The organism is Paenibacillus massiliensis subsp. panacisoli DSM 21345, assembly GCF_000426545.1.
GTDB classification, from domain to species: Bacteria; Bacillota; Bacilli; order Paenibacillales; family Paenibacillaceae; genus Paenibacillus; species Paenibacillus panacisoli.
The window spans coordinates 1-18,783 of record NZ_AUFO01000011.1; the positions used below are offsets into that span (position 1 = coordinate 1).

Sequence of the window (18,783 nt, forward strand, 5' to 3'; positions counted from 1 at the left end):
ACTCTCTTAATGAGAGCCATTAGCTCAGTTGGTAGAGCACCTGACTTTTAATCAGGGTGTCGAAGGTTCGAGTCCTTCATGGCTCACCATAATGTATCATATGCGCGTGTGGCGGAATTGGCAGACGCACTAGACTTAGGATCTAGCGTCTTTGACGTGGGGGTTCAAGTCCCTCCACGCGCATAGGTTTTGCGGACGTGGCTCAGCGGTAGAGCATCGCCTTGCCAAGGCGAGGGTCGCGGGTTCGATTCCCGTCGTCCGCTCCAAATAAGTCCCCTTAGCTCAGCTGGATAGAGCGTTTGACTACGAATCAAAAGGTCGGGAGTTCGAATCTCTCAGGGGACGCCATAAGCTACTTACAGTAGCTGCAAAGTTCACTGAGCTGAATTCGAACGAATGAGTTCGTCGGAGCTAAGCCTCGTTAGCTTAACTTCGCAGTCCGACGCATGTTGTCGGTATCTCTCAGGGGACGCCATATTTATTCAATATCGGGACGTAGCTCAGCTTGGTAGAGCACCTGGTTTGGGACCAGGGGGTCGCATGTTCAAATCGTGTCGTCCCGATCTTATATGTGCGGGTGTAGTTCAATGGTAGAACTCCAGCCTTCCAAGCTGGTAGCGTGGGTTCGATTCCCATCACCCGCTTTTATGATGTAACAGTTGAGCCTAAAGGCTCTTTTTTTATTATCTATTTCTAATATTCATAATGACGTGGAATCACGAGTAACATGTGCAAGCCAACTTTATTATGATATGTTGGGTGGAATTGAAGCTTCTCGTGAATTTAATCTGTACATATGACTCATCCTACCCATGTCTGTTCCTGTTGTTGTTACTAACTGATGTGACCATCACTTCGCCCCTTGCCCTTGCAACTATTCATTGAATCCTTCCTCTACTAGGGAATATTTGCTTGTATTTCAGTCACACTGATCTTAACAAATAGATGCCCCAACCCATATTTCACACTATTACTGTAATAAGGTATTGATTTATTGTGCTAAAGAGTGCTACACTCAGTGTCATACTTTGGACAAATTCGAGGAGATGTAGAAAAATCACATTTTTACAAAAAAAGTAAGGCTGATTTATGAATTTTTCTAGCTTAAAATTGAAGCTTTTCAGGTGCTTTTATTGTATGATGTTAAGAAAGTGTCAATTTCGTACTTATGGAAGCGGATGAGATGGGAGGAAAAGCATGACTGAGCTTACGTTAACCGCAAACAAAAATCAATCGAACAATTCATTGCGGCGAGACGTTCGTTTTTTAGGAAACATTCTCGGAGAGGTACTAGTACACCAAGGCGGCAATGAGCTGCTGGAGACCGTAGAGAAGATCAGAGAAACGAGCAAATCCTTGCGTGCGGAATTTCTACCTGAGTTATTCCAGGATTTTAAAGCCATGATCAGTAATCTGGAGCCTGATACTCGGCATCAGATCATTCGTGCGTTTGCTATTTATTTTCAATTGGTGAATATTGCAGAACAAAACCATCGCATCCGTAGAAAAAGGGACTATGAGCGCTCTGTTGGTGAAGAGCCGCAGCCAGGCTCTATCGAGAGCTCTGTGCGAGAGCTTCAAGAGAATGGCTTCACTGCCCAGGATGTGCGTGACATGCTGGAGGAGCTTTCCCTAGAGCTGGTAATGACCGCTCATCCGACAGAAGCCATGCGGAGAGCAATTCTGGATATTCATAAGCGAATATCCGAGGATGTCATGCTGCTCGATAATCCTACATTGACATTCAGAGAACGCGAGCAGACACGGGAAAACCTATTAAATGAGGTTAGTACACTTTGGCAGACGGATGAGCTTCGAGATCGCAAGCCAACTGTACTGGATGAAGTGCGTAATGGAATGTACTTTTTCCATGAGACTCTGTTCCATGTTCTACCTGATGTATATCAGGAGCTGGAGCGGTGTCTTAAGAAATACTATCCAGAATCGCAATGGCACATTCCAACTTATCTTCGTTTTGGTTCATGGATTGGTGGAGACCGGGATGGCAATCCATCCGTAACGGCTGACGTTACCTGGAATACCCTGCGTATGCACCGTAAGCTGGCAGTTCGGGAATACCAGCGGATCTTGGTTGACCTAATGGGCTATCTTAGCTTCAGTACCAGCATTGTAACTGTCTCCGATGAGCTTATCACCTCCATCGAGGAGGATCGCAATAATGTTACGCTCAAACGTTTGGAAATTTGGCACAATGAGAAAGAGCCTTATCGCATTAAGCTGGCGTATATGATTGCCAAAGTTAACAACGTAATGGACGAAAGCAAGCGGGGAACATCCGAGGCATACAACAGTGCTGAGGAGCTTATTGCTGATCTGAAGATTATTGACTCCAGTCTGCGTCACCATTTTGCCGACTATGTAGCCGATACTTATGTACAGAAGATGATCAGACAAGTGGAGCTGTTCGGCTTCCACACGGCAACCCTGGATATCCGGCAGCATAGCCAAGAGCATGAGAATGCCATGACGGAGATTTTGGCCAAGATGAACATCGCTCCAAATTACGGCAAGCTGACAGAGGACGAGAAGATTGATCTGCTGGAACGACTCATGAACGATCCTCGCCCAATCACTTCTCCGTACTTGAATTATAGTGATGCAACAGAAGAGTGTCTCAATGTATATAGAACGATTAATAAGGCTCAGAAGGAATATGGTCAGCAATGCATTACCAGTTATCTGATCAGTATGAGCCAAGGGGCAAGTGATATCCTGGAGGTTATGGTACTGGCGAAGGAAGCGGGACTTTTCCGTAAGGAAAAGGATGGTTCCGTCGTGTGTACACTGCAATCGGTACCTTTGTTCGAGACGATTGAAGATCTACATGCAGCGCCAGCGATTATGCGTAAAGTACTTGGGCTACCGGTATATCGTGAGTCCGTAGCTGCGATGCATGATCTCCAGGAAATCATGCTCGGCTACTCTGACAGTAATAAGGATGGCGGAGCAGTAACTGCCAACTATGAGCTACGTGTAGCGATGAATGAGATTACCAACGTAGGGAATGAATTCGGTGTGAGGCTCAAATTCTTCCATGGACGTGGAGGGGCGCTAGGTCGTGGAGGCATGCCTCTGAACCGCAGTATTCTGGCCCAGCCACCACACACAATCGGTGGAGGTATCAAGATTACAGAACAGGGTGAGGTGTTATCCTCCCGTTACTCCTTGAAAGGTATTGCATATCGGAGCCTGGAGCAGGCGACATCAGCATTGCTGACAGCTTCGATGTATCGCCGTACTGGCAAAGAGGAGCATTTGGAGGAGCGATGGGAGGAAATCGTTAAGCATATTTCGGAAGTGTCCTTACACAAATATCAAGACTTGATCTTCCGTGACCCTGACTTCTTCACCTTCTTCAAAGAGTCTACACCGTTGCCTGAGGTCGGTGAGCTGAACATTGGTTCTCGCCCTTCCAAGCGTAAGAACAGTGACCGCTTTGAGGACTTGCGAGCAATCCCGTGGGTATTCGCTTGGACCCAAAGCCGCTACTTGCTGCCAGCCTGGTATGCTGCTGGAACAGGATTGCAGAGCTTCTATCAGGATAAGGAAGAAAATATGGCTGTCCTGCAGCAGATGTATCAGGACTTCCCATTCTTCCGTACATTGATTGATACGCTGCAAATGGCAATTGCCAAAGCAGATCTGATCATTGCAAAGGAATATGCTGGAATGGCGCAGAATGAGGAAGCCAGCCAGCGCATATACGGCTTGATTGAGGAGGAGTTCAAGCTCACCTCATCTCTGATTCTTAAGATCACAGGCCAACGGGAAATTCTGGACAATGTACCTGTGATACAGGAGTCCATTCGTTTACGTAATCCGTATGTTGATCCACTAAGCTATCTGCAGGTACAGCTTCTCAGCGAGCTGCGTAGCCTTCGTGATCAGAATGAAGACGATGCAGAATTGCTGCGCGAGGTGCTGCTTACCATCAACGGAATTGCTGCTGGATTAAGAAATACAGGCTGATGCCAAGAACTATTCAAATCGGGCGCCGCAAGGCTCCCGGTTTTGTTTTGTGCATACTGCATTTTTTTGAGCTTTTGAAGAGGAAAATCCTTGCTTTTTCACTTCAGATAACATATCTTTAATAGTTGTAGAAATTCGAGAACCCATCAGCAAGTCTGGGGGAATATATGGTGGATTATTTGGAGAGCCGCTTAGTCAACCTGGTCCTTAAAGGAGATCAGAGGGCCTTTGCTGAGCTTGTAGAACTGTATAAGGATAAAATATTTCATTTGACGTACCGGATGCTGAATAATCGGCATGAGGCAGAGGATATGGTTCAGGAGACTTTTCTGCGAGTATACAGGAATCTGGAGAAATATGATCATAATCAGAAGTTCTCTACCTGGATTTACCGGATCGCTACCAATCTATGTATAGATCGGCTGCGAAGAAGAAAGCCTACATATTCACTGGATGCTGAGCTGAATGATCAAGAGGGGTCAGATGGCTATGCTATGCTGCCCAGCGATGATCGTACACCTGAGGGTGAGACACTATTGCTGGAGACACAGACCATTATTCGTGACGCGATAGCTACGCTACCACCTAAATACAAGACAGTGATGGTGCTTCGCTATCTTCAGGACATGTCATTGCAAGAAATCAGTGAGGTCGTGGACCTTCCGGTGACAACCATCAAGACAAGGGTACATCGCGGACGTGAGTATTTGCGTAAAAAACTGGAACATAAGCTGTAAATTTATAGCCATACAATAGCTCGGATTTTTTTGAAACATATCCGTCTGCCAAGCGTATGGTATGTTGAGTAGCTGTGTTTTCGTGCTGAGATGTTGCAGATTAAGCTTAGGTTGAATAGAGGCAGCATGCTGACATCACAGTACCGCAGGAGTTAATTGAAAGGAAAGGACTGGCTCATATGGAATGCAAACAGGCCATTTCTTGGATGCATGATTACTTGGATCATGAGCTGCCGAAGCAAGAAGGACTAGAATTGCAAGAGCATTTGCGCTCGTGTGAGGATTGTCGTATACGTTTTGGAGAGCTGGAGCGGACTGAAATGCTGCTGTTTGGAACTCGTGATTCCCTGCCTCCCGTATCGGATGCATTGACAGAGCAGATTTTGAAGGTCATGCCACAGCAGAAGCAGCAACGGACTTGGGTCCGATGGATCAAGAGGCATCCGGCACTAACTGCGGCTGCTTTGTTTCTGGTTGTCATTGTATCCAGCGGCTTGAATTCATGGGGACAAGGAGATCAATTAATTGTCCGGGTCAAGGGAGATAACCCCGAGAACGTGATCATTCAGGGCCATAAGGTCATTGTGCCCGAGGGCACCTCCATAGCTGGGAACCTTACGGTGGAGAATGGCGAGGCAGAAGTATACGGAGAAGTTCAAGGGAATTTGACAGTTATTGACGGTTCGTATTTCAAGGCTTCTACGGCCCACATCTCAGGTGAGATCAAAAGTATAGATCAAGCGCTGGATTGGGTATGGTACAAGGTATCTGATATCTTCACAGAAGTAGCATATCGTTAAGAAGTTATAGTATAATTGAGGGAAGCGCCTGTTCTGGTGGACGGGCGCTTCTTTTCGCAAAAAAAGGTACCAAATATTCTCAGAAAAGACGTATTCGGCTATGAAGCAGAGACATGACTTGCAACATGGCTTGTAACGTTATAACCTAGATACACAATCCACAATATATACATATGTGAATTGGGGATAACCCACTATTTATAGAAATGCGGGGGCATGCGCATGCTGGATTACTTTGCGAATATGACGTGGCAGGAATCCATTAAGGATTTAATCGATATTTTGATTGTAACCTATATTATTTATCAGATTATCTTGCTAGTCCGTGGTACACGGGCGGTGCAATTGCTCAAGGGGATATTGGTGCTGGTCGTGATCTGGGCGCTAAGTACCTGGTTCGATCTGTTCACGCTAAAATGGCTGATGAATCAGATGTTCACCTTTGGTGTACTGGCCATCTTTATCATCTTCCAGCCTGAGCTTCGTAGGGGTCTTGAGCAGCTTGGTCGTGGCAAGCTGTTTGGCCGGAGTCCGATGGAGGATGAGGAGCTTAACAAGTTTATAGGCGAAATTATTAAAGCCGTAAATTATTTATCACGTCGAAAAATTGGTGCTCTGCTCGTGTTCGAGCGGCAGACAGGGCTAAATGAATACACCGAATCAGGGATTAAGATGCAATCCTTGATTAGCTCCGAGCTGCTCATTAATATTTTTATTCCGAATACACCTCTTCATGATGGGGCGGTCATCGTACAGAATAATCAGATTGCAGCCGCCGCCTGCTATTTGCCGTTATCTGAGAATCCTTTTATCAGCAAGGAGCTAGGTACTCGGCATCGGGCAGCTATTGGTGTCAGTGAGGTTGCTGATGCGGTAGCCATCGTGGTATCTGAAGAGACTGGACATATTTCACTTGCCATGAATGGACAGGTTGTCCGTGATATAAAAGAAGAATCCTTAATCTCTAAATTATATGAAGAGCTGCGTCCGGCTGCAGTTCTAAAAGAAAAGCGTGGCTCTTTCTGGAAGCGGGGAGGAGGCGGCAATCAGGCATGATGGAGAAATGGTTCAACAATAATACAGTAGCCAAAATTCTGGCACTTGCAGTAAGTATACTGCTATGGGCGATGGTTCATCTGGATAGCGGTACGACAGCACCTTCTCTGACGACATCTTACGGGACGCGAACTATTGATAATGTGAAGATTCAGACGATTGGTCTTGATGATTCACGTTATGAGTTGACCGGGATGAATACGGATCGTGTTCGTATCCAGGTGAGAGGACAGCGTTCTGCCCTGACCTCATTTTTCGGTGATGATTATAACGTAAGTGTAGATCTCAGCCACATGCAGGAAGGCACAGAGACTCTGCCTCTAATGAAGCCAGACGTTCCATTCGGCGTGGAAGTTGTATCTATGGAGCCTTCTATGATTACTGTAACGGTCGAGCAGAAGCAGACAAAGGCATTCAACGTCAAGATAACTCCTACCGGAGAGGCAGCAGAAGGGATGCATGTTGGAGCAGGGGTGGCAGATCCGACTACCGTCAATGTGACCTTGCCTACTAGCAGGATGGAGACCGTGGCAAGTGTGCAGGGATTTGTGGATGTGAGCAAAGCGTCAAGCAATATAGAGAACCGAAAGGTGAAGCTCAAGGCATATGACAAGAATGGTAAAGAGATCGAGGGTGCAGTCCTTGAGCCAGACACTGCTTCTGTTGTTGTACCGATCAGTCAGGGCTACAAGTCCTTACCTATCAAAGTGAGCTACACTGGCGAATTGCCAGAGGGTCTTGTGCTCTCCGATGTAAATCCCAGTGTGACTGAGGCTGCTGTCTATGGTACGCCGGATTATCTCAGCAAGGTTCAAGGGAGCATTCATGCTACACTTGACTTGAGCAAGCTTGAGGCACAGGGGACGACAGGGGTGCAGGTTGCATTGACGAAGCCTGAGGGTGCAGAGCGTATTACTCCAGAATCGGTGGAGCTACAAGTTACCGTAGCACCTTTTGGAGAAGTCCAGGATATCAGGCGGACTATGACAGACATACCCGTGACCCTTCAGGGAGCAGCTAGTGCAGAAGCCGCTTCGATTACTGAACCCCAGAGCCGAAGCCTGAATATCGAGGTAAGTGGTCCTGAGAATTTGGTGAATAATCTTACGAATGATGATATCATGCTAGTGGCGGATGTTACCGGGCTTCAGGCTGGTGATCATTCAATTCCTGTACAGATTACACTTCCAAGGTACATTACAAGACCTGAAGGCAGTCAGCCGCTGATGGTCACAGTTAATGTTCAGGAGGCTTCTGTGCCGGCAAATACGCCAGAACAGACAGCACCAGAAGCTTCGCCTGATGCAGAGAATAATCAGCCTGTACAAGGAAATAGTGAAGCTACACCTTCTACTACAGACCAAGCTGGAAATACAGGGGAGTCTAGTCCAGAGACATCCAATGATGATAGTTCCCAAGATAATAACAATAGCCAGCCTTAGGGCGACTACAGAGAACATACAACAAAGACTATATGATAGGGGAGTCATGAAGTAATGGGGAAATATTTTGGTACAGACGGTGTCCGTGGAGTTGCCAATAAAGAATTAACCGCAGAGATGGCATATAGCATCGGTCGGTGTGGAGGATGTGTCCTTGCAGGTAATGTAGAGAAGCCTACCGTAGTTATCGGTATGGATACACGGATCTCCGGCCTGATGTTGGAGTCTGCGCTCGTTGCTGGGCTTTTGTCCATCGGAGCTAATGTTGTTCGACTAGGCATCGTATCGACACCAGGAGTAGCTTATCTTACGCGATTGCTCCAGGCTGATGCGGGGGTCATGATCTCGGCTTCTCATAATCCCGTTGAGGATAATGGCATTAAGTTTTTCGGGGGAGACGGCTTCAAGCTGACAGATGAGACCGAACTGAAGATCGAGGAGCTGATGGATGCGGAAGAGGATACGCTTCCTCGCCCGATTGGTGGTGCACTTGGTGCCCTGCGTGTTGATAATGAAGCACGTTACAAATATCTGGACTATCTGAAGACAACAATTAGCCAGTCTTTTGAAGGACTTAAGGTTGTTCTTGATTGTGCTAATGGAGCGGCTTATGAGCTTGCACCTAAGCTATTCGAGGAGCTTGGAGCGGAGGTAATTGCGATTGGCGCGGAGCCTAACGGTCTGAATATCAATGATCATTGCGGTTCTACCCATCCAGAACAATTGAAGGAAGCTGTGCTCCAGCACAAGGCAGATATTGGTCTTGCCTTTGACGGAGATGCGGACCGTCTGATTGCAATCGATGAGAATGGGGCAGAGGTAGATGGTGACTTCATCCTTTGTATTTGCGGAGATGCCATGAACCGTGCTGGCAAGCTGAAGGATTCTACCATCGTAACGACGGTCATGAGTAACATTGGTTTCTATAAAGCTACCGAGCAGCTCGGCATTCAGACGGCTAAGACTGCGGTGGGGGACAGATATGTGATGGAGGAAATGCGCCGTGGCGGGTATAATCTGGGCGGTGAGCAATCAGGTCATGTCATTTTCCTCGACTATAACACGACTGGTGACGGGATCCTGACAGGAATTCAACTGATTGATACGATGAAGGCTACTGGCAAAAAGCTGAGTGAGCTGAAGTCGCTGATGACGCAGTATCCACAGGTGCTCGTAAATGTGCGTGTACAGGACAAGAGCAATTATCCAGGTAATGTTGCCATTGCAGCTGCGATTGAGAAAGTTGAGCAGGAGCTTGGTAGCAATGGTCGTGTGCTTGTAAGACCATCGGGAACAGAATCGCTGATTCGCGTTATGGCTGAAGGACCCGACAAGGCAGAGCTGGAGAAATATGTCGATGAGATTGCTGAGGTCGTGAAAAATGAACTGGTTTAGAAAAAATCGGTGACCTTTGGTGACTAGCTAACATATGCTGTAATGTGGGCTGTTGAACGGTTCAAGCCGTTTCGACAGTTCATGTTACGGGTATTCGTTACAGAAGCTCATTGCAAAATTGTAGCTGAGTGCATATAATGATTGAGTGCATTTTACTTTGAGGAAGAAAGTGAGGATCGTAAGGTATAACCACTTAAGCGCCAGAGCTTGCTCATGCGCGGGGAACATGTTGATACAGCTTCTAGGGAGCTTATTTGCATGGACGGCTGCTGCAAGCTGACGAGGTGGGGGTGTTCGAAATATTCGGCGGGGACCTCCCGGTTGTATCACCAGACCGTGAACCGATGCTTGGAAAATGGATGGGTGACTGTCCACACAACAAGCCGGTTGGTGAACCATAATATACTTGAACAGTTCATTTCATGGATGTACAGCATCAGAAGAAGGTATGCGGTACAGTAGAAATGCGTAGCATTCGTGAAGCCTGTTGTTTTAGTGATGCGTAATTGTATGTCTCATATAGGATAACTTCATAATTGTACACATTTCGGCATGTACCGCATGCGTTTCCTTCTGTTGTCCTGTCAGATGAAATGACGAACGGAGGAAACGAACATGTGTGGTATTGTTGGATATATTGGTAATCAGAATACGCAGGATGTCCTGATTGATGGTCTTAAGAAGCTGGAGTACCGTGGATACGATTCTGCTGGTATTGCTGTTTTTACAGATAAAGGTTTGCAAGTATCAAAGGCTAAGGGTCGTCTGGCCAACCTGGAAGCGAAGCTGGAGGATGCTCCATTGGTTGGTTATGCAGGTATCGGCCATACACGCTGGGCTACTCACGGTAAGCCTTCTGATGTGAACTCCCATCCGCATACGGATGAGAGCCAGAAATTCTCAGTCGTCCACAACGGGATTATCGAGAACTATCTGGAGCTGAAGGAAGAACTGATGGCTGAAGGTCATGTGTTCGTATCGGAGACGGATACAGAGATCGTATCGCATCTGATTGCACGTGAGTATGAGGGCGATATTGTTAAAGCTGTGCAAAAGGCGATCACTTATATGCGTGGTGCATTTGCATTGGGTGTATTGACTGAGCATGAGCCGGATAAATTGGTAGCAGTTCGTCAAGCGAGCCCACTGGTTATCGGTGTTGGTGAAGGGGAGAACTTCATCGGGTCTGACATTCCAGCGATTCTGAAATATACTCGCAATGTATTTATTTTGGAAGATGGAGAGATGGCTGTTCTGACTAAGGATGCTGTCGAACTGCTGACGATTGAAGGGAACTTTATTTCTCGGGAAATGATTCGTGTCGATTGGGATGCAGTCACTGCAGAAAAAGGCGGCTTTGAGCATTTCATGCTGAAGGAAATCCACGAGCAGCCGAAGGCTTATCGTGATACGATGCTGGGACGGATTGATCACAAGAATCATCAAGTAGTGCTTCCAGAATTGAAGCTTACGGATGAGCAGATCAAGAACATTCGCAACATTCACATCGTAGCTTGTGGTACAGCATACAATGCTGGCCTGATCGGACGTACAGTGATTGAGAAATTTGCACGTATTCCAGCGGAAAATGATGTGGCTTCCGAGTATCGCTATCGCTCGCCAATCATTACACCAGAGACGCTCGTGATTGTAGTCAGCCAATCTGGCGAAACTGCTGATACGCTGGCTGCCTTGAGAGAAGCACAGGCTAATGGTGCTCATGTATTGGCTGTTACCAACGTCGTAGGTAGCTCCATTGCTCGTGATGCAGATGATGTATTGGTGACACTCGCAGGACCAGAGATCGCTGTAGCCTCCACCAAAGCGTACTCCTCACAGCTGATTGCGTTCTATCTGCTGGGCCTGTACCTAGGTCAAGTTCGTGGTACAGTAACCAAGGAAGAGGCTAGTGAAGTGCTGGCAGCAATGGAAGCTCTGCCTGAGCAAGTCGAGAGCATGCTGAAGCAAGCAGATGCAATCAAAGCCTACGCGGAGCAAATCTCCAAGCATGAGCACCTGTTCTTCATCGGACGTGGTCAAGACTATGCTGTAGTACAGGAAGGTTCCCTGAAGCTCAAGGAGATCTCCTACATTCACTCCGAAGCCTATGCGGCAGGTGAGCTGAAGCACGGAACGCTGGCACTGATCGAGGATGGAATCCCAGTCATTGCACTGGTAACCCAAGAATCCGTAATGGAGAAGACGGTCAGCAATATTAAGGAAGTTAAAGCTCGTGGTGGTGACGTACTTGCGATTACTTACGAAGAGCATGCAGCTGAGCTAATGAAATCGGTAGACCAAGTGTTCGCGATTCCGCAGACATTGCCAATTCTGTCTGCTGCCGTCTCTGTCGTGTCCTTGCAGTTGCTGGCATACTATGCAGCTCTTGCTCTGGGTCATGACGTGGATAAACCACGTAACCTTGCGAAGAGTGTAACAGTGGAATAAGGGACGTTTCAAGCTGACATTGGTTGTGTTGTCCAGTTACAAATTGCACAATAATACGCCCCGAATTTGTTTTTCGGGGCTTTTTTGAGTTTCAAAACGACCAAAGGAATTACTCATAAATCAAACAATATCAATTGAGTGTTTGAAGAAGATAGGGCTAGACTCGGAAAATAAAGTTGTAGACTGATAAAATGGAGTATAAGACTGATAAATTTTTGCTGCAATATTATGGAATATCAATACCGAAGCTTATTGCCATATTGCTAATAAATTCATCTTCGTTGAGTTCCTCACGTGCCTTCATTAAGTCTTCGCCAGTGTGGTATCTCAATTGGCTAGATGGATCGGTTGCCGCCTTGTAAATCAATTCGGCAACAAGATTCGGGGAATCGACTTGTTGAGGGTCAAACAAGCTTTGGTACACTGATCCGATTTTTTGCTCGATTTCACTATAATTCGTCAATTCGGTACCCTGCAGCAGATCCATAGACCTACCTGCAAAATCGGTATTAGTGCATCCCGGCTCTACGATCTTTACCCGAATATTGAGTGGTGCTAACTCGTACATTAGAGCTTCCGTAAGTCCATTTAGGGCAAATTTGGAAGCATTATAAAGAGAAAACAACAGAAGTGCGAGTCTTCCTCCCCCGGAGCTAATGTTGATAATAAGTCCCTGATGATTCTTTCTGAAGTGAGGCAGGATCGATTTTATTACCTGCATCGAGCCAAAAACATTGACTTTAAACTGTCTTTGGATTTGTTCTTCTGTTGCAGCTTCAAAGATTCCAAATGAACCGTAACCTGCATTATTTACAATCACATCAATATTCCCGAATTTCGTGATCCCTTGTTCAATCGCATTATGGATGGATTCTTTGATTTCAACGTCGAGATGGGTGACAAAAATATTCTTGACCTTGGTAAATTCCGTTTCTTTTTCAGGAGACTAGGAATTATTGCACCTAATTTCATTTAACTTTGTATTGATGCAATTTAATTCAATTGAAGCGAATAATTCGTACAAGGCTTGATAGCCCAATAAAGATCGGTTTAGGCTCATTCGTACTTGATCCCAAACCGATCTTTTTCAATGCTTTTAAATCCACTATTTAAGCCTTATTGCATGAACCCAACAATGGGGCTATTGGATATGAAAATAATCAAAGTCAACGAATCCACCAGTCTGGCGTGTGGCGTAATGGAATAAGGCGAACCGGTAGCCCATAAAATGAGGCAACGTGTACGACATTTGCAATGTGTTTCCAATTGGGGTCCATTGGGTTCCGTCAAGACTGTAATAAAAATAGGCCTTGTCTGTCTGATTGGTAAAGTCACATAACACCTTGAAGTATACACGATTCTGGGTAACGGGAATATTGGCCACTTCCGTCATGGCTCCTGAGCTTGCATTGACCATGACAATGGATGTGGAGGAACCTGTCTTCTTCACACCCACAAACCCATATTTGTCTTGAAAGGCTGCCAGCCCGGCATAATCTCCATCTTTCATTCCCTCTGTCTCCATCGCGATGATTCCGGTGCTTCGAGGTCCAAATGTTCTTTGTGTGAGCGTATTTCTGGCATTGAGAATACTTGTACTAAGCGATCCTGTCGTAAGTCGCAGGAAGCCAGGGCGCTGCGTAAGCGACCAGTTGGCCGGATCCGGATTATGATTCCACTGCCAGAATTTCGCCAGGCCGGAGGAGGCTTCTGCAGTAGCAGTACTTGTGAGTGAGACATCGTCGAGATAGAAGTCCATTAAATCATTCGCGGAATCAGGTGATGCTTGATAGGGAGTCTCCACGAAAATAAAGCTTTGCGAAAGGTCAGCCTGAGCAGGAAGGGTATAGGTTCCTTGAATGGTTCCCCATTGTCCCTTGGTTAACGTAGCACTGCCCATAATGGAAATGCCAGTATAGCTGGGGCCGTGCTGGATACTCAGTTGAAAGGGCTTGGTAACCGGTCCTGTCAGATATTTGACCTTCGCTGAGAACTGATAGACCTCACCTGGTTGCAGCTTGCCAGTCAATTCCTGCTTTGGACCGGCAGCAGTCTGCCGCCTACCACTGATGAACAGGCTCTGATTCCCACTGAATTTCTCGGCTTGAGTCTTGTCGATGATCGCTGTGTTATTACGTTCCCAGGGGCTTGTGTCATTATTCTCAAATCCTCCATTGACAATCAGCTGCTCTGCTGTGGTTGCAGCGGAGAAATCGTCAGATCCATAGATTTTCTTCAGTGGATGACCTTGTGCAGGAAGCTCCATCGTCAGCGGTACCTTACCATTCACACCAAATACTGGCCATTGATCGGTCCAGGTGACTGGGACGAGGTAAGGAATACGTCCTATGGCACCACTGTCCCTGAAGAGCATGCCGTACCAGGAGCCTGATACGGTGTCGACAATCCCGCCCTGTGCGATTCCTGAATCCTTAAGGACAACTTTTCCCGTATAAGGGCCAGTCAGGCTATCAGCACGATAGCATATTTGAACTCTTCCCTCGCCAGTGGGCCAAGCAATCAGGAAAATATAGTATTTGCCGTTGATTTTTTGTATATGAGCTCCTTCTGCCTTCAAGATCAGGTTAGAGCCCGCGACCTGGCTGGCATTGGGTATGATGACCTGCTTCAGGCCGCCAGATTTAATAGCTGTAGCATCCGGGGTCAGCTCTACGATACTGATCTGGTCACTACCATAGACAAGATATACGTGTCCATTATCAAATAGCAATGAAGCATCATGGTAATAGCTGCTCAGCACGTTCGAGGTCCAGGGACCCTCTTCAATGTTACGTGTCTGGTAAACATAGGTCTTGCCAGTAGAAAGAGAACCAAAAGCAACGTAGTATATTCCATCATGGTACCGAAGGCTACTTGCCCATGAACCTCTCCCATATTCATTCTGACCATTTTGCAGATTGTGAGAAGCTTGATCGGCGTAAGTATCATACACGTAATTGACAATCTCCCAGTTGACGAGATCATATGATTTCATGATCGGAACACCAGGGTTCATGTGCATGGTTGTGCTGGTCATATAATAGGTGTCCCCTACCCGAATGACATCATTATCTGGAACATCTGCATAAATTACTGGATTGTTGAAGGATGCAGCTGACGATAGATTACCCATTGGAAACATGACCATGAGGAGTGGAAGGATCATGAACAGCAGCCCTGCTTTCTTTAACATATTAGTGCCTCCTGACCAATTCTAGAGCTTCTATGAGAATGACCTATAGCGAAAACTCAATATAGTCAACGTAGGCGTCCCAGGTCCCGTCATCGGATGTCAGGGTAAGCTTGACCTCCTGGTCTCCTGTGAGGTGAGTAATATTGGATAGGGTCTGAATGGTCGGCGTTGTGCCTGTAAAATAGAACGAACCTACAGTAGCTCCACCAATGATCAGGTCCACTTTGGCCGTAGCTGCATTACTTGAAGCTCCACGTACCGATATCTGATGGGTAGAGTTAGCAAAGAATTGGGTATATGACGCATAATCTTGGTTGGCATATAAGGCAACACCTTCAAAAGGACTACTAATCTTGCCTGCATAAGTCCCGCCGATATTCATATTTTCCGCCTCAACCCGCGTTGCGGTATTGCTGCCGCCCGAATTAGACGTGAATTGCCAGGCGTCCAGATTGAAGAGTGGATTGCTGCCGGCGCCGGTGAACACGAGATAGACATTACGAACCCCAGTTGCATTGTTAACGGTAGTCTCTAACTCTTTCCAGGCTTGCATGCCTCCGGTGGAAGGAACATTCAGTGTACCGACCAAAGGTCCAGACTCACTGTCGAGTCGTATTTCAATGTTACCGCCGACATTCGCGGCGACATTGGCCTTGAAGGACTTTGCCCCCGTCGAGCCAAAATCAGCCTTGCCGACGGCAATCCAGTCCCCATTGTGTATGTTGGTCACATTCAGATTACTGATTGGACCACCACTGGCATGTGTTGGCTCCGTCGTCACACCTGCCTGCCACGCAATGGTCTCGGCTTCGACGCGGGTGTAAGGATTCAGATTGGAGAGCTGAGCAATTCCTGTCAAATTGCCCTGAACTTCGGCAATACTCCCATCTGAATTGTGGACCAGCTTGTTGATGTGCGGAGAGCGGTAGCCCATTCCAGCCCCGATTTGCGCCTTGCTAACGGTCTGGGCATGGTACACGACATACCACTCATTTTTAAAATTGAATACAGCATGGTGATTGTTGCCACCCACACCGAAGAAGGTATATGGATTTTTCAGAAAATGTCCCTTATAGGTGAAGGGCCCCATGGGACTGTCGCTGACCATATAGCCAATCTCGCCTGCAGGATATTGGGGCGGGTGCGTGCCAGCAAAATTAATGCAGTACGAATAATAGTACTTCCCATTATATTTATGCATACCAGAATCCTCGAATAGATAAGGGGCATCAATAGTGGCAGCGCTTCCAATAACGCTTATCATGTCTGCCCCCAATTTGATAACTCTGGCGGTCTTTGGATTCGCAATGGAAGCCGGGTCGGATGTGTTCGGAATTCCGCCGCCACTGTATAAATATCCTGTGCCATCATCGTCCACCAGCACGGCGGGGTCAAACAGCCAGGTAACACCAGCCATTCCAGGCGTACTATGTGTCAGAAGAGCTCGACCAAGGGGATCTGTCCAAGGTCCGATCGGGGTGTCTGCTGTCAGAACACCAATACCAGCTCCACCATTAGCGAAGTACAGGAAGAACTTGTCCTTCCCGTTAACCTTTTTATGAGCTATGGCTGGCGCCCAAGAGTTGGCTGCCCATTTGGCGATACCTTTGCCATTATTTTTGTTGTTGGCACCAGCGACAGGGATGGCACCATGATCTGTCCAGTTCACCATGTCTGCGGAGGAGATGACCTGAATACGGTCCAATGCACTGAAGTCGTTATCTTTAATGGAGCCGTTATTGTTATACACATACGTATCACTGGACATGTAAATATAGACTCTTCCGTCGTGCACGAGGGCGTAGGGGTCAGCCCCCAGCTTATGGTCCATAAGCGGATTGGAGTTGCCAGGGAGCTTGGCTAATGGCTGATTAGCAGCATCGGCATACAGTGTGGGGAAGACAGCGAACAATAAAGCCAATGTTAGAAATGAAGCCAGACATCTTTTGATCATCTTAATAACCTCCATGTTTTTTATATGGTTATATGCCAGGCAGCCCAACATGATTTCATTGCTGTTAGGTAGCACTGGACCTGAACCCAGGATAAAAAATGACATGTAAATCCTCATGCATGTATTTAACAAAATAGAAATGGAATCGCTTTCATGAATCTGCAAGCATCGTATAGCCCAAGGCGTTCTATGAAGTCTCATGGCTTTCTGTGAAGTCTCATGGCGTTCTATGAAGTCTGTGCGTGAGCGTTGAAACTATGTAGTGAGTCATGCCACGAGCAGAAATGTACAGCAGTGGAGAGGAGTTGAACAGCTGATTGTAAAAGAAAAATGAGTGTGTTCTAAGAGAATGAAGCGCAATCAGAGTTAAATGAATAGCGGAAAAAATGAAATAATATGTAATTGTTTGGGTGTAAATGGGTTTTATTGGCGTAATAATACCATTTTGTATCATGAATTACAATATATTCATTTGTGAATTGAGGCCATTTACGGGTAAACCAGAGCTATGTTTTCATGTTTTGACACGAAATCGTATCAGCTTGCATTCGGATATGGCACTACATATATTCCTTTTTTCGTGAAAAAAACATACAAAAGCAGGCTCTACATCCGCGATGGGAATAGATCCTGCTGTGTGGGAGTCTGCTCACTTGGACAGCATGGAAGCTTGGACCAAATGACTATCGACGTACTGCTTGAAGCGTACAATTTTTCCGTTCTCGACCCGCCAAATATGCACAAAGTCTGCCTCGAAAAATTTGCCTGTCAGCTTATAGGTGCCGGAGTAGACACCGACGACGATGATGGTATTTTCGTCCTCGTAGAATTCCTTTGGCTTCGCCATATAATTATCCCATTCACTGCCTAGCCGCGAAAAAACGTTATGGAAAATGAGTGCTTTTGACCATTTCCAGATTGCTCAGCATAATTCACCTCATAAATAAGGGTATGTTCGTTCATTATTGGATAGAGCATCCATCGTCACTGCAAGTAGCATCGGAATCCGAACCGCGCACATCGCCCAGAATCTGTAGAGGCTGCGATTCGCCCCAGGACGTATTCAGCGCTTGCAGGAAGGTGTCGCTCGCTTGCGCACCAGAAATAGCATATTTACGGTCAATGACAAAAAAAGGAACACTGGTAACACCTAATTGCTGTGCTTCCTCTTCATCCTGTCGAACCTTGTCTGCAAATTCCGAGCTTGCGAGGAGGCGACGTAGAGAGCTCTCATCTAACCCAGCTTCAAGGGCTAATTGAATCAACGTCTCGTGATCTCCCAGATGACGACCGTCTGTAAAGTAGGCTTTGAATAAGTCCTGAAATATAGCTGTTTTTCCTTGTTGGTCTGCATACTTCGCTAGGCGGTGGGCATCGAAGGTATTGGTCAGCTGGATAGCGTCGAATTGGAAGTCGAGCCCCGACTGGGCTGCTTGCACTCCAATGTTATGATTCATCGTAATGGCTTCCTCACGCTTCATACCATACTTGCCAACCAGCATGTCATGCACGTCATGCTCTTCACGCACAGGTGCATTTGGATCAAGCTCAAAGCTTTTGAATACGATCTTCACGTCCTCCTTATGTGAAAATTGCTCCAGTGCTTGCTCAAATCTCTGCTTGCCAATATAGCAAAACGGACAGGCAAAATCAGACCAAATTTCAACATTCATGATAAAGCTCCTCTCAGATGAAAACCATATTGTAGTCCTTGCATCGGTAAAATGAATGTTGTATCGTTCGTCTTAATGTAATCATAATAGTTACA

Annotated in this window: 12 protein-coding genes, 6 tRNA genes and 1 pseudogene; 14 read left to right on the top strand and 5 right to left on the bottom strand. The window is 46.5% G+C overall.

Annotated elements, in window-relative coordinates:
- Window positions 1-13 precede the first annotated feature (13 nt).
- From K331_RS0109730 to glmS, 14 genes are all read left to right on the top strand, one after another.
- Window positions 14-89, top strand: a tRNA-Lys gene (locus K331_RS0109730).
- A gap of 13 nt (window positions 90-102) precedes the next feature.
- Window positions 103-183 (top strand) — tRNA-Leu (locus K331_RS0109735).
- A gap of 8 nt (window positions 184-191) precedes the next feature.
- A tRNA-Gly gene (locus K331_RS0109740) sits at window positions 192-266 on the top strand.
- A 5-nt stretch (window positions 267-271) separates the two neighbouring features.
- Window positions 272-348: transfer RNA gene (locus K331_RS0109745), tRNA-Arg, on the top strand.
- A gap of 141 nt (window positions 349-489) precedes the next feature.
- Window positions 490-563, top strand: a tRNA-Pro gene (locus K331_RS0109750).
- 10 nt (window positions 564-573) lie between these two features.
- A tRNA-Gly gene (locus K331_RS0109760) sits at window positions 574-644 on the top strand.
- 553 nt (window positions 645-1,197) lie between these two features.
- Window positions 1,198-3,990 (top strand): phosphoenolpyruvate carboxylase, encoded by a 2,793-nt coding sequence (gene ppc / locus K331_RS0109765; protein ID WP_028590160.1) that lies wholly within the window; start codon window positions 1,198-1,200, stop codon window positions 3,988-3,990.
- 170 nt (window positions 3,991-4,160) lie between these two features.
- Window positions 4,161-4,727: an RNA polymerase sigma factor SigW gene (gene sigW, locus K331_RS0109770; protein ID WP_025681218.1), complete on the top strand. Its 567-nt coding sequence runs from the start codon at window positions 4,161-4,163 to the stop codon at window positions 4,725-4,727.
- 179 nt (window positions 4,728-4,906) lie between these two features.
- Window positions 4,907-5,527, top strand: coding sequence for a zf-HC2 domain-containing protein (locus tag K331_RS0109775; RefSeq protein ID WP_018887941.1), 621 nt, complete (start codon window positions 4,907-4,909; stop codon window positions 5,525-5,527).
- A gap of 222 nt (window positions 5,528-5,749) precedes the next feature.
- Window positions 5,750-6,583, top strand: coding sequence for a diadenylate cyclase CdaA (gene cdaA / locus K331_RS0109780; protein ID WP_018887940.1), 834 nt, complete (start codon window positions 5,750-5,752; stop codon window positions 6,581-6,583).
- On the top strand, window positions 6,580-8,025 hold the full coding sequence (locus tag K331_RS0109785) for a CdaR family protein (protein WP_028590161.1): 1,446 nt from the start codon (window positions 6,580-6,582) through the stop codon (window positions 8,023-8,025). Before cdaA ends, K331_RS0109785 begins: the two co-directional genes overlap by 4 nt.
- A 54-nt stretch (window positions 8,026-8,079) precedes the next feature.
- Complete coding sequence (gene glmM / locus K331_RS0109790; protein WP_028590162.1) at window positions 8,080-9,420, top strand: phosphoglucosamine mutase; 1,341 nt, start codon at window positions 8,080-8,082, stop codon at window positions 9,418-9,420.
- Window positions 9,421-9,674: 254 nt separating this feature from the next.
- Entirely contained in the window at window positions 9,675-9,821 is a 147-nt protein-coding gene (locus K331_RS31850) for a hypothetical protein (protein WP_156897635.1), read from the top strand.
- 214 nt (window positions 9,822-10,035) lie between these two features.
- Entirely contained in the window at window positions 10,036-11,868 is a 1,833-nt protein-coding gene (glmS, locus tag K331_RS0109795) for a glutamine--fructose-6-phosphate transaminase (isomerizing) (protein WP_028590163.1), read from the top strand.
- Between the two features lie 226 nt (window positions 11,869-12,094).
- Here glmS and K331_RS29230 read toward each other — a convergent pair whose 3' ends face one another.
- From K331_RS29230 to K331_RS0109820, 5 genes and pseudogenes are all read right to left on the bottom strand, one after another.
- Entirely contained in the window at window positions 12,095-12,775 is a 681-nt protein-coding gene (locus K331_RS29230; protein ID WP_084165428.1) for an SDR family NAD(P)-dependent oxidoreductase, read from the bottom strand.
- A gap of 234 nt (window positions 12,776-13,009) precedes the next feature.
- Window positions 13,010-15,061: a beta-xylosidase family glycoside hydrolase gene (locus K331_RS0109805; protein ID WP_028590164.1), complete on the bottom strand. Its 2,052-nt coding sequence runs from the start codon at window positions 15,059-15,061 to the stop codon at window positions 13,010-13,012.
- Window positions 15,062-15,104: 43 nt separating this feature from the next.
- On the bottom strand, window positions 15,105-17,015 hold the full coding sequence (locus K331_RS0109810; protein ID WP_028590165.1) for a carbohydrate-binding protein: 1,911 nt from the start codon (window positions 17,013-17,015) through the stop codon (window positions 15,105-15,107).
- Window positions 17,016-17,664: 649 nt separating this feature from the next.
- Window positions 17,665-17,910 (bottom strand): annotated as a pseudogene (locus K331_RS29235) (nuclear transport factor 2 family protein); the annotation flags it as partial.
- A 67-nt stretch (window positions 17,911-17,977) separates the two neighbouring features.
- Window positions 17,978-18,688 carry a DsbA family oxidoreductase gene (locus tag K331_RS0109820; protein WP_028590166.1) on the bottom strand — a complete coding sequence of 237 codons (711 nt, stop codon included), beginning with the start codon at window positions 18,686-18,688 and terminating at the stop codon, window positions 17,978-17,980.
- Window positions 18,689-18,783 lie beyond the last annotated feature (95 nt).

Excerpts from the sequence above, each read along its gene's own strand:
- K331_RS0109810 (WP_028590165.1), bottom strand. The coding sequence starts at position 17,015 with ATGATCAAAAGATGTCTGGCTTCATTTCTAACATTGGCTTTATTGTTC.
- K331_RS0109785 (WP_028590161.1), top strand. The coding sequence starts at position 6,580 with ATGATGGAGAAATGGTTCAACAATAATACAGTAGCCAAAATTCTGGCA.
- ppc (WP_028590160.1), top strand. The coding sequence starts at position 1,198 with ATGACTGAGCTTACGTTAACCGCAAACAAAAATCAATCGAACAATTCA.
- K331_RS0109820 (WP_028590166.1), bottom strand. The coding sequence starts at position 18,688 with ATGAATGTTGAAATTTGGTCTGATTTTGCCTGTCCGTTTTGCTATATT.
- K331_RS0109805 (WP_028590164.1), bottom strand. The coding sequence starts at position 15,061 with ATGTTAAAGAAAGCAGGGCTGCTGTTCATGATCCTTCCACTCCTCATG.
- cdaA (WP_018887940.1), top strand. The coding sequence starts at position 5,750 with ATGCTGGATTACTTTGCGAATATGACGTGGCAGGAATCCATTAAGGAT.
- glmM (WP_028590162.1), top strand. The coding sequence starts at position 8,080 with ATGGGGAAATATTTTGGTACAGACGGTGTCCGTGGAGTTGCCAATAAA.
- glmS (WP_028590163.1), top strand. The coding sequence starts at position 10,036 with ATGTGTGGTATTGTTGGATATATTGGTAATCAGAATACGCAGGATGTC.
- K331_RS0109775 (WP_018887941.1), top strand. The coding sequence starts at position 4,907 with ATGGAATGCAAACAGGCCATTTCTTGGATGCATGATTACTTGGATCAT.